Below are 11505 nucleotides of genomic sequence, written 5' to 3' on the forward strand. Positions count from 1 at the left end.
CCTCCTTCATCAATCGCCCACGATCATGACCATGGACTCCCGCCGCCACGATATCGACGCCTTGCGCTTTCTCGTCTTCAGCTTGCTGATTGGCTATCACACCGCCCTGCTGTACATGGATGGATGGAATTTTCACATGCACAGCAGCTACGCCACCGATGCCTTGAACATGCCGCTGGTCTTCCTCAACCGCTGGCGCATGGAAATCGTCTTCCTCATCTCCGGCGTCTCGTGCGCCATGATGACGCAGGCCTCGCGCGGCGCCTTCCTGTGGCGCAGGACCAAGCGCCTGCTGTTGCCGCTGCTGTTCGGCATGGCCGTGATCATCCCCGTCCAGCCATATTGCGAAGGCGTCAGCAAGGGCCTGGTCGAGCCTGGCTATGGACAATTCCTGCTCCATTATTTTGGCGGCTACGCCTGGCCCGCAGGCGCCTTCGATGGCTGGCAATATGGTTTTACCTGGAACCATCTTTGGTATCTCGTGTATTTGCTGCTGTACATCGTCGTGCTGGCGGCGCTGCAGCCGCTGCTGGAGCGGATGAAACCGTACTTCCGGCGTCTGCGCGGCTGGCGTTTGCTCGTCCTGCCGGCCCTGCCCGCACTGGCCGCGACAGTCTTCCTCAAAATGCGCTATCCGGAAACCCATGCGGTAGTGCACGACTGGTATGCGCACGCCATGTATTTCACGATGTTCGTGTATGGCTGGTGGCTGGGCAATGACAAGGGATTGTGGGCGGAACTGGCGCGTCTGCGCTGGCATACGCTGTGGCTGGGCCTGGGCGCGTTTGCCGTGTATATGGTGTTCGACCAGATTTATTCGGAGAATCTGCTGACCTGGGCCTCGTTCGGCTCCTGGCCCATGCGCAACCTGTATATGTGGCTGGCCATCTGCGCCATTCTGGGCTGGTCGCATACGCTATTGAACCGCCCTTTTGCCTGGCTGCCATGGGCGCGCCAGGCCGTCTTTCCCTGGTACATATTGCATCAGAGCGCGATCATCGTGCTGGCCTACTGGCTCGTGCCCCTGAAGCTTGGGCCAGTGGTGGAACCGCTGCTGGTACTGGCCGGCACGGTGGCGACCTGCTGGCTGGGGACGTCGCTGCTGATCAGCAAGGTGAACTGGCTGCGCCCCTGCTTCGGCTTGCCCGCCCGGCCAGCACGGAAGCTGGCGGCGGACACAAGCCTGGCGGCAAACTAGGCAACCTTCTTTTCGTCGCGCAATTGACGGCGCAAGATCTTGCCGACATTGGTCTTCGGCAATTCATCGCGGAACTCGATGTATTTCGGTTTCTTGTAGGCCGTCAATTCATGCTTGCAGTGCTCGCGGATCTGTTCCACCGTCAAGTTCGGATCCTTGCGCACGACAAACACTTTCACGGCTTCACCCGCGTTGGCGTCCGGCACGCCGATGCAGGCGCACTCGAGCACGCCAGGGCAGGAAGCGACCACGTCTTCCACTTCGTTCGGATACACATTGAAGCCGGACACGATGATCATGTCCTTCTTGCGGTCCACGATTTTTACATAGCCGCGTTCATCCATGACGCCCACGTCGCCCGTCTTGAAAAAGCCGTCTGCCGTCATCGACTTGGCTGTCTCGTCCGGACGCTGCCAGTAACCGGCCATCACTTGCGGACCGCGCACGGCGATCTCGCCCGGCTCGCCCAGCGGCACTTCCACGCCATCGTCGTTCAAGATTGCCACTTCCGTCGACGGGAAAGGCAAGCCGATGGTGCCCGTAAATTCCGTGATATCGACGCGGTTGCCCGTCACCACGGGCGACGTTTCCGACATGCCATAGCCTTCGATCAGCGGGCAGCCCGTCAGTTTCAGCCAGCGTTCGGCCACATTGCGCTGCAAGGCCATGCCGCCGCCATTGCACACTTTGTAGCTGGAGAAATCGAGCTTGGCGAAGTCGGCATTGTTCAGCAGCGCGTTGTACAGAGTGTTGACGGCCGGGAACACGACAATCTTGTGCTTGGACAATTCCTTGACGAAACCGGGAATGTCGCGCGGGTTGGGGATCAGCACGTTCAAGCCGCCCACGCGCATGCCCATCAGGGCGCTGACCGTCAACGAATAGATGTGATACAGCGGCAAGGCGCACATGAATCCCATCGAGGTGGCGCGCATTTCCTTGGTCATCACGGGCGAAATCCACGCCTCGTTTTGCAGCACGTTGGCGATCACGTTACGGTGCAACAACATCGCGCCTTTCGACACGCCCGTCGTACCACCCGTGTATTGCAGGAAGACGATATCGTCATGCCCCTGCTGCACCGGCGTCAGGCTCAAGCGTGCGCCTTCGGCCAGCATCTTGTTGAAACTGATGGCGCCCGGCAAGGAAAACGCGGGCACCATTTTCTTGATCTTGCGCACGACGAAGTTGACGATGGTGCCTTTCAGTCCCCCCAGCATGTCGCCCATGGTGGCCACGATCACGTGCTTGACCTGCGTGTGCGGCAGCACTTGCTCGACCGTGGTAGCGAAGTTTTCCAGCACGATGATCGCTTCGCTGCCCGAATCGATCAGCTGATGCTGCAATTCACGGGGCGTGTACAGCGGGTTGACGTTGACCACCGTGTAGCCGGCGCGCAAAATCGCCGCCATGGCCACCGGATACTGGAGCACGTTCGGCAGCATGATCGCCACGCGCGCGCCCGTCTTCAGGCCCTTGCTTTGCAGCCAGGCACCCATCTGCAGCGACAGCTTGTCGAGCTCGCGATACGTGAGGAATTTATCCATGCACACGAACGCGTTGCGGTCCGCGTATTTCTGGAACGACTCTTCCAGCAAATGCGTGACGGACCGGTATTGCGTGCAATCAATCTCTGTGGGAACGCTGTCCGGGTACGACTTCAACCAAATCTTGTCCATCTATGCCTCATCTTTATCTGTAAAAAGGGTGTGCAGCCTGATGCGCACACCCTGCACTGTTTATGCTGCTGTCTTCGTTTCGTCACGCAGGGCGCGACGCAGAATCTTGCCGACGTTGGTCTTCGGCAGTTCATCGCGGAACTCGATGTATTTCGGCCGCTTGTAGCCTGTGAATTGTTCCTTGCAATACGCGGCCAGCACTGCCTGGGTCAGGTTCGGATCCTTGCGCACGACAAACACTTTCACGGCTTCGCCAGAATGTTCGTCCGGCACGCCCACGCAGGCGCACTCGAGCACACCCGGATGGGCCGCGATGACGGCTTCCACTTCGTTCGGATACACATTGAAGCCGGAGACGAGGATCATGTCTTTCTTGCGGTCGACGATCTTCACGTAACCGCGCTCGTCCATGATGCCCACGTCGCCCGACTTGAAGTAGCCATCAGGCGTCATGACCTTGGCCGTTTCATCGGGACGGTTCCAATAGCCGCTCATCACTTGCGGACCGCGGATGGCGATTTCGCCCGTCTGGCCCAGCGGTACTTCCTTGCCGTCATCGTCGAGGATGGCGATATCGGTCGAAGGCACGGGCAAGCCGATGGTGCCGGAAAACACCGTGGTATCGGCACGGTTGCAGGTGGCGACGGGAGACGTTTCTGACAGGCCATAACCTTCGATGATGGACACGCCCGTCACTTGCAGCCATTTGTCATTGACGGCTTGCTGCACCGCCATGCCGCCGCCATTGGCGATCTTCAAGCCCGAGAAATCGAGCTTGGCGAAATCAGGATGGTTCACCAGCGCGTTATACAGCGTGTTGACCGCTGGCAGCAGATTGAATTTGTACTTGCCCAGCTCCTTGATCAGGCCCGGGATATCGCGCGGATTCGGGATCAGGATATTCAGGGCGCCCACGCGCGTGCCCCACATCGCGCACGCCGTCAGGGCAAAGATATGGTACAGCGGCAAGGCGCAGACGACGATCATCTGTTCCTTGCTGTTCTGGTCGAGCGCCGCGCCCGACCATGCTTCGCTCTGCAGCACATTGGCGATCACATTGCGGTGGCTCAAGGTCGCGCCTTTCGACACGCCCGTCGTGCCGCCCGTGTATTGCAGGAAGGCAGCGTCATTGATGCTCAGCTCGACAGGCGTGAGTTTCATGCGGCTGCCCAGCGCCAGCGCCTGCTTGAAACGCATGGCGTTCGGCAAGGAATACGCGGGCACCATCTTCTTGACGTTGCGCACGACAAAATTGACGATCGCGCCCTTCAAGCCGCCCAGCATTTCGCCCATGCTGGCAACGATGATGTGCTTGACGGCCGTCTTGGCCAGTACTTGCTCCAAGGTATGGGCAAAGTTTTCCAGCACGATGATCGCCTCGCTGCCCGAATCGTTGAGCTGATGCTCGAGTTCGCGCGGCGTATACAGAGGATTGACGTTGACTACCGTGTAGCCGGCGCGCAAGACGGCGGCGATCGCCACCGGATACTGGAGCACGTTCGGCATCATCAGGGCCACCCGCGCGCCCTTTTTCAGGCCACGGCTTTGCAGCCAGGCACCGAGCTGGCGCGAATAGGTATCGAGTTCGGCATAGGTGAGAAATTTGTCCATGCAGACATAGGCATTGCGGTCCGCATATTTTTGAAACGCTTCTTCCAGCAGATGCACCAGCGAACGATATTGATCAGGATCGATGTCGGCGGGGACGCCGGGAGGATACGACTTCAGCCAAATTTTTTCCATCCTGTGCCTCTTTGTCTCGAATAATCGTGGGGGAGCCGGCGCACCCTGCCGGCGCGGATCATTGCTGCGGATTCTGTTGTCCTGCAGTCAGTTTGAGCATTCTGACGAGCAATTGCTCTATGCTACTAATGCGATGCTATCGGGCGCCGCGCTTCCATGCAAGCGCTTTCAACAGTATTCGAGCGGCAACTCTAGGGGTATTTTATGCTGCAACGCAACATGATAAATACACTGTTGCAGGATCGTCTGGCTCGGCGTACGGGACAATCTTTACGGGTCACGGGCTGGACAATTGTTCCAGCGCACGCCTGCGCTCAGGCTTGTTCATCTGGGCCATTGTGTGCACTGCAGCATAAAAAGCACGAAAGTTCTTTTTTTCTTCCAGCAATTTTTTGAAGGCAGGCAAAAATTCATTGTAGGTAGACACGGAAGCCAGGTGCGCATTGCTCAACGGCTGCTCGAACCAGCGGTCGTAACCGGCAAAGCCACCCCAGTTTTTCTTCAGCACCTGATACGCGTCTTGCAATGCCGCAAACACCTGCGCCTTGCGCGCGCGCTTCTCCGCATCGCTGGCGCCACTCGCATACACGGCTTCCAGTTCGCCCCGGTAACGCAGCAGCAGGGCCAGGAAATCCTGGCGCCGCGCCGCATACTGGGCGTATGCGACGCGCATCGCGTCATTACCCTCGCGCGCCAGCCAGCGCTGCACACCCGCCTCTTCCACGGCACTGGCAAACGACTCGTTAAAGGCCGAATCGCCGGGTACGTACACCACCTGGTGCGCCAGTTCATGGAAGATCAGGCGCGCCAGTTCCGCGTCGTTGTAATTGATAAAGGTCGACAGCAAAGGATCGTCGAACCAGCCCAAGGTCGAATACGCGGGCACGCCGCCCACCTGCACGTCGTAATGCTGGGCCCGCAGTTCGGCGGCATACGCGAGCGCCTCTTCCTTGCTGTAATAGCCGCGGTAATTGACGCAGCCGGCGATGGGAAAACACCATTGCAGCGGCTGCAGCGACAGTTCCGGCGTGGCCACCACGTTCCACAGCACGAAGGGGCGCCGCAGGGAGGCGTAGTTCTTGTAGCTGCCATTGTCCGGCAAGTCCAGCTCGCTGACGGCAAAGCGGCGAATTTGCTGCGCCTTGGCCAGGCGCACCTTCAGGCGCGGCTCGGTGGCCGGGTCATCGAGCCAGTCGCCGATGGGGCGCGCGCCTGACCACAGCGCATATTGTCCCTGCGCCGCCTGCGTGTAGTAACGCAGCTGCGTGCAGCCGCCCAGCGACAGGCACAGCATGCCGACAAGCAAGCGGGCCGGCCAGCGCACCATGCTCAGCCAGCCTTTTCCACTTCGACCAGCGTATCGTAAAAGGTCGGCGCGCGGCCCATGTCCGTCAAGCGCTGGCTCGTCACTTCATTGGCGTTCTTGCCGTCGCTGGCGAGTTTCTTCCACCATACGGACAAGCCCACCACCAGGCCGCGTCTTGCCTTGTCCGTCACCCTGGCCTTGGCCACAAAACTACCGCGGTCGTTGAAGATGCGCACCATGTCGCCGGCCACGATGCCGCGCGCGGCGCAGTCGTCAGGGTGGATATCGAGGTGCGGCTCGCCTTCGGCCGCGCGCAGGCTTTTCACGTTAACAAAGGTGGAATTGAGGAAGTTGCGCGCCGGCGGGGAAATCATGGCCAGCGGATAACGGGCCGCCAGCGCGGGATTGCTGGCCAGCGATTCGTGCGGCGCGATGTACGCCGGCAAGGGATCGAGTCCCGCCTGCGCCATGGCGCTGGAATACAACTCGCACTTGCCCGATGGCGTGGGGAAACCGCCTGTGGCAAATGGCGCCTCGGCCATGGCCAGCTTTTGCCAGCCCGTGCGTTTCAACGATTCCCAATCGAAATGCACGGCGCGCGCATCGCTCGTATCGAACGCCTTGGCTGCCAGCGCGTCGTCGCTTTCCTGGAAGCACGGGTCATCAAAGCCCATGTGCTGCGCCAGCAAACGGAAAATTTCCGTATTCGCCTTCGCTTCGCCCAGCGGCGCCACGGCCGCGTTATTCGCCATCATGTACAGGTGACCGTAGGTGGAGTGCGCATCGACATGTTCCAGCTGCGTGGTGGCGGGCAACACGATGTCGGCGTAATCGACTGTATCGGTCTGGAAGTGCTCAAGCACGACCGTAAACAAATCCTCGCGGGCAAAACCCTGCGCCACTTTCGAGGAGTCAGGCGCCACAGCCAGCGGGTTCGAGTTGTAGACGATCACGGCCTCGACTTGCGGGCCGAACTCGGCGGAACTTTCTTTCAATAAATCGTCGCCGATGGTGCTCATGTTGATGGTACGCGGCGTACCTTTCAGCAAGTCCGGACGCTGCAGGGCCTTGCGGTTGACGGGGAAGGAACCCGAGCTCGACAGCTGCATGCCGCCGGCGGGATGGCGCCAGGCACCCGTCAGCGCGGGCAGGCAGGCAATATTGCGCACGGCCATGCCGCCGCCATGCACGCGCTGCACGCCGTAGTTGGCACGGATGGCGGCGCCCTCACCAGAGCGGCATGCCTGGCCGTACAGGCGCGCCAGTTCCACCACTTCCGTGGCCGTGATGCCGCACACCTCGGCCACGCGCTCGGGCGGCCATTCCAGGGCCCGCTGTTTCAATTCCGCATAGCCGACCGTGTACTGCGCGATATAGTCGTGATCGACCAGGTCTTCCGTGATCAAGACATGCATCAAGCCCAGCGCCAGGGCCGCATCGGTACCCGGCAGCAAGGCGATATGCTGGTGGCATTTTTCGGCCGTCAGCGAGCGGTAGGGATCGATGGCGATCAGGGTCGCGCCATTGCGCTTGGCCTCTTGCGCGCGCATCCAGAAGTGCAGGTTCGAGGCGATCGGGTTGCCGCCCCAGATGATGATCAATTTCGCGTTCTGGAACTGCTCCATGTCCGTGCCGATGCTGGCGCCCACCGTGTAGCGGTAGCCCGTGGCGCCGGCCGAGGCGCAGATGGTGCGGTCCAGCAGGGAAGCGCCGAGCTGGTTGAAGAAGCGCGAGGACATCGATTCGCCCTGCACCAGGCCCATGGTGCCGCAGTAGCTGTACGGCAAGATCGCCTGCGGATCGCGCGCGGCGATCGGTTTCAAGCGGGCGGCGATGGTCTGCAGCGCTTCTTCCCAGCTGATGCGTTCGAACTTGCCTTCGCCCTTCTTGCCCACGCGCCGCAGCGGATGCAGCAACCGGTCCGCATGGTAGGTGCGCTCCGTGAAGCGCGATACCTTCGTGCACAGCACGCCAGCCGTGGTCGGATGGTCAGGATCACCCTTGACGGCCGTGGCCACCCCATCGGTCACGGTGACCAGCAAGGCGCAGGTATCGGGGCAATCGAGCGGGCAGGCGGCGCGCACTTGGGTGGTGGTCATGGGGCAATCCAAAACGTTGGGGGAAGGCGATACTGTAAACCATTCCGCGCGCTTGCTGTTGGCGCCGTGGCAAGCACGTCCGTGCGCTGGATTTACCCGGCAAACAAGGGCTACAATGCACTATTAGCCGCGCCTGTTTTCGATCAAGCAAGCGCGGTCCGGCGCGCCATACATTGCTGCGTGCCAGCATCCACAGGAGAGTCCCATGAAACTAGTTGATCCGATCTTGGCGTTTCAATCCGAGCTGCAAGGTATCCGCCGCGACCTGCACGCGCATCCCGAGCTGTGCTACGAAGAACAGCGCACCTCGGACGTGGTCGCCGCCAAGCTGACGGAATGGGGCATCCCCGTGGTACGCGGCCTGGGCCGCACTGGCGTGGTCGGTATCATCAAAAATGGCACGTCGACACGGGCCATCGGCCTGCGCGCCGACATGGATGCCTTGCCGATGCAGGAAATGAATACCTTCGAGCATGCTTCACGCCACCCGGGCAAGATGCACGCCTGCGGCCACGATGGCCATACGGCGATGCTGCTGGGCGCCGCCCATTACCTGGCGCAGCACCGGAACTTTGATGGCACGGTCTACCTCGTCTTCCAGCCGGCCGAGGAAGGCGGCGCCGGCGCGCGCGAAATGATCGAAGACGGCTTGTTTACGCGCTTTCCCATGGATGCCATCTACGGCATGCACAACTGGCCAGGCGCCGAAACGGGCACCCTGAGCGTGGTGGAAGGGCCCATGATGGCGTCCAGCAATGAATTCCACGTCACCGTCAAAGGCAAGGGCGCCCATGCGGCCCAGCCTCACAAGGGCATCGACCCCGTCATGGTGGCCGTGCAAATCGCGCAAAGCTGGCAAACCGTCATCACGCGCAACAAGAGTCCGCTCGACACGGCCGTGCTGTCGATCACGCAAATCCATGCCGGCAGCGCCACCAATGTGATTCCCGATGACGCCAGCCTGGTCGGCACCGTGCGCACTTTCACCAAGCCCGTGCTGGACTTGATCGAAGAGCGCATGCGCGAGATCGCCGTGCACACGGCCGCCGCCTTTGGCGCGGAAGTCGATTTCCACTTCAAGCGCAACTATCCGCCGCTGGTCAACCACGCGAAAGAAACGGCGTTTGCCGTCGAAGTCATGAAAAGCGTGGTGGGCGCGGACAAGGTCAACGCAAATGTCGAGCCGACCATGGGCGCCGAAGATTTCGCCTTCTTCCTGCAGGAAAAAGCCGGCTGCTACATCTTCATCGGCAATGGCGACGGCGAGCACCGCGATGGTGGCCACGGCCTGGGCCCGTGCGTCTTGCACAATGGCAGCTACGACTTCAACGACAATCTGCTGCCGATCGGCGCCAGTTTCTGGGTCAAGCTGGCCGAAGCAAGCCTGCCCATCGCTTAAATCAGCTCAGCTGATCCGGACCGGCCCCCAGGCGCTGGCCCGGATTCAACGCTTCCAGGGCCAGCAAGGCGGCCGCGTGATCGGCCGTCGGGTGGCTGGCGGCCAAGGTTTCATAACGCTGCGTCACCAGTTGCGTCACCGGCAAGGTCACATGGGCCGCTTCTGCCGCCGCGAGGATGTTGTGCATATCCTTGATCTGGCTCTTCACCTGGCCACCGGCAACAAAATTGCGCTCCAGCATGCGCTGGCCATGCACCTCCAGAATCTTGCTCTCTGCAAAACCGCCACGGATGGCCGCCCGCACGGCGCTCGCATCGGCGCCCGCCGCCTGGGCCAGCAACAGCGCTTCTGCCACGATCGTCAATGTCGCACCGACGATCAGCTGATTGCACAGCTTGGCTACTTGACCGCTGCCGGCCGGGCCCACCAGAGTCGGGCGGCCCATGGCCGACAGAATCGTTTCAACCTTCGTGTAATCGCTGGCACTGGCGCCGGCCATGATGGCCAGGGTGCCCGCCTGCGCCCCGCCGACGCCACCCGACACGGGCGCATCGATGAAGCCATGCCCCGCAGCGTGCAAAATGGCATGAAATTGCTGGGCTTCCGATTGCTTGGTGGAACTCATGTCTACCCAGAGCGCGTCAGTTGACAAGGCCGGCAGGGCCTCCTCCAGCACCGTTGCCACGATGGGGCCGGCTTCCAGCATCGAGATGACCACGTCCGCGCCGCTGACCGCCTCAGCCACGGAAACGGCGGGCTGCGCCCCTGCCGCACGCAGGACTTGGGCCTTGCTGTGCGTGCGATTCCAAATTGTGACAGAATATCCAGCGCGCAGCAGGCACCGAACCATCGGCCCTCCCATTAGGCCAATACCGAGAAATGCGATTTTTGTAGACAATGTCAATTCAACCTCTGAGATCAAACAGGTGGCGGGAGTAGTGTGCAAGACTAAGTAATCCTCGGGAAATGAGTGTGAATTTATGACGAACAGAACCGGATGCTATGCAAGGCGCTCGCTGCGACGCAGTGCGAGCACTGCAAGCAGTGAGCAACGCCGCAGAGCGCCGGTTATGAAAGCCAGAAATCACAATAATTTATTGGGGGTTACTTTAGGTGCCTGCGCAAACAAGACAAGCCTGACGGCCAATTTTACGATGAAAGTCTCTATGTCCTTCAAGAAGAATCTCCTCAAATCCATCGCCGCCGTTGCCGCGCTGATGGCGGCTAACGCCGGCTTTGCCGCCGACGACAAACTGATCGACTCCGTCTACGGCGAATATGCCAAGGGCGTCAAAGTACAGATGGTGCGTGCCGGCGTAACCTCGAACTGGGATAAAGCCTGGTTTGTATCGAATGGCACGCAGCTGAGCGGTTACTGGGATGCCAGCATCGGCGGCTGGGATGCCAAGAGCTATCAGAATGTCCCAGGACAGCACCAAAAACTGTGGGACCTGGGCTTTACCCCCGTGTTCCGCTTTGAAAACACGAACAAGCTGGGCTTCTATGCGGAAGCCGGCATCGGCGTGCACATGCTGTCGAAACTGTACAACAACGACGATGACCGCCTGTCGACCCATTTCCAGTTCGGCGACCATATCGGCGTCGGCTATGTCTTCAATAACAAATGGGAAGTCGCTGCGAAGATCCAGCATTTCTCGAACGGCGGCTACAAGAAACCGAATAGCGGCGTCAATTACATGAACGTCAAAGTCGCTTATCACTTTTAATGAAGGTGATAAATGACAAAGGCAGCGCGTAGCGCTGCCTTTTTTTCGTCTGTACAACCGGGGTCAGACCCTCAATGCCGCTAACGCAGAGTGCATAGCTAATGGGCGAGGGGGTCTGACCGTAGGTCGGCTTAGCGCGCAGCGCGTAAGCCGACACCACCCGCGGCGCCCAACAAACCACCAGACGAAAAAAAACCCGCCAATTGCTTGACGGGTTTTTCTCTACGGCGAATAACAAGCCTGACGATAACCTACTTTCACACTGGTTGCAGCACTATCATCGGCGCAAAGTTGTTTCACGGTCCTGTTCGGGATGGGAAGGGGTGGGACCAACTTGCTATGGTCATCAGGCAT

8 protein-coding genes and 1 rRNA gene are annotated in these 11505 nt (G+C 60.3%); 3 read left to right on the top strand and 6 right to left on the bottom strand.

Annotation, left to right across the window (positions count from 1 at the left end; translation table 11 throughout):
• Positions 1–25 precede the first annotated feature (25 nt).
• Positions 26–1198 (top strand): acyltransferase family protein, encoded by a 1173-nt coding sequence (locus tag MRBLMS1_RS29800; RefSeq protein WP_485884034.1) that lies wholly within the window; start codon positions 26–28, stop codon positions 1196–1198.
• Here the strand turns inward: MRBLMS1_RS29800 and MRBLMS1_RS29805 are convergent.
• The 4 genes from MRBLMS1_RS29805 to MRBLMS1_RS29820 all read right to left on the bottom strand — a co-directional run bounded on the left by MRBLMS1_RS29805 (position 1195) and on the right by MRBLMS1_RS29820 (position 8025).
• Positions 1195–2877: a long-chain-fatty-acid--CoA ligase gene (locus tag MRBLMS1_RS29805; RefSeq protein ID WP_128141633.1), complete on the bottom strand. Its 1683-nt coding sequence runs from the start codon at positions 2875–2877 to the stop codon at positions 1195–1197. The two genes, MRBLMS1_RS29800 and MRBLMS1_RS29805, sit on opposite strands and share 4 nt — an antisense overlap.
• Before the next feature lie 60 nt (positions 2878–2937).
• Positions 2938–4620, bottom strand: a complete 1683-nt coding sequence (locus tag MRBLMS1_RS29810) for a long-chain fatty acid--CoA ligase (protein WP_034745464.1) — start codon at positions 4618–4620, stop codon at positions 2938–2940.
• 277 nt (positions 4621–4897) lie between these two features.
• On the bottom strand, positions 4898–5947 hold the full coding sequence (locus MRBLMS1_RS29815) for an aminopeptidase (protein ID WP_485884037.1): 1050 nt from the start codon (positions 5945–5947) through the stop codon (positions 4898–4900).
• A 2-nt stretch (positions 5948–5949) separates the two neighbouring features.
• Positions 5950–8025 (bottom strand): molybdopterin-containing oxidoreductase family protein, encoded by a 2076-nt coding sequence (locus tag MRBLMS1_RS29820; RefSeq protein WP_485884039.1) that lies wholly within the window; start codon positions 8023–8025, stop codon positions 5950–5952.
• Between the two features lie 205 nt (positions 8026–8230).
• Here MRBLMS1_RS29820 and MRBLMS1_RS29825 point away from each other — a divergent pair, with 205 nt between their 5' ends.
• Complete coding sequence (locus MRBLMS1_RS29825; RefSeq protein WP_485884041.1) at positions 8231–9424, top strand: M20 aminoacylase family protein; 1194 nt, start codon at positions 8231–8233, stop codon at positions 9422–9424.
• Position 9425: 1 nt separating this feature from the next.
• Here the strand turns inward: MRBLMS1_RS29825 and MRBLMS1_RS29830 are convergent, their stop codons facing one another.
• On the bottom strand, positions 9426–10322 hold the full coding sequence (locus tag MRBLMS1_RS29830) for an NAD(P)-dependent oxidoreductase (RefSeq protein WP_485884043.1): 897 nt from the start codon (positions 10320–10322) through the stop codon (positions 9426–9428).
• 268 nt (positions 10323–10590) lie between these two features.
• Between MRBLMS1_RS29830 and MRBLMS1_RS29835 the strand changes: the two genes are divergently transcribed.
• Positions 10591–11151 carry an acyloxyacyl hydrolase gene (locus MRBLMS1_RS29835; RefSeq protein WP_139090509.1) on the top strand — a complete coding sequence of 187 codons (561 nt, stop codon included), beginning with the start codon at positions 10591–10593 and terminating at the stop codon, positions 11149–11151.
• 238 nt (positions 11152–11389) lie between these two features.
• Here MRBLMS1_RS29835 and rrf read toward each other — a convergent pair.
• Positions 11390–11502: ribosomal RNA gene (gene rrf / locus MRBLMS1_RS29840) — 5S ribosomal RNA — on the bottom strand.
• Between the last annotated feature and the right edge of the window lie 3 nt (positions 11503–11505).

The organism is Massilia sp. LMS1-1-1.1, assembly GCF_040815535.1.
Classification (GTDB): Bacteria; Pseudomonadota; Gammaproteobacteria; order Burkholderiales; family Burkholderiaceae_D; genus Janthinobacterium; species Janthinobacterium aestuarii.

What these genes read in the sequence shown, in the direction of transcription:
- MRBLMS1_RS29800 (WP_485884034.1), top strand. Translation starts at nt 26, where the DNA reads ATGACCATGGACTCCCGCCGCCACGATATCGACGCCTTGCGCTTTCTC.
- MRBLMS1_RS29805 (WP_128141633.1), bottom strand. Translation starts at nt 2,877, where the DNA reads ATGGACAAGATTTGGTTGAAGTCGTACCCGGACAGCGTTCCCACAGAG.
- MRBLMS1_RS29810 (WP_034745464.1), bottom strand. Translation starts at nt 4,620, where the DNA reads ATGGAAAAAATTTGGCTGAAGTCGTATCCTCCCGGCGTCCCCGCCGAC.
- MRBLMS1_RS29815 (WP_485884037.1), bottom strand. Translation starts at nt 5,947, where the DNA reads ATGGTGCGCTGGCCGGCCCGCTTGCTTGTCGGCATGCTGTGCCTGTCG.
- MRBLMS1_RS29820 (WP_485884039.1), bottom strand. Translation starts at nt 8,025, where the DNA reads ATGACCACCACCCAAGTGCGCGCCGCCTGCCCGCTCGATTGCCCCGAT.
- MRBLMS1_RS29825 (WP_485884041.1), top strand. Translation starts at nt 8,231, where the DNA reads ATGAAACTAGTTGATCCGATCTTGGCGTTTCAATCCGAGCTGCAAGGT.
- MRBLMS1_RS29835 (WP_139090509.1), top strand. Translation starts at nt 10,591, where the DNA reads ATGTCCTTCAAGAAGAATCTCCTCAAATCCATCGCCGCCGTTGCCGCG.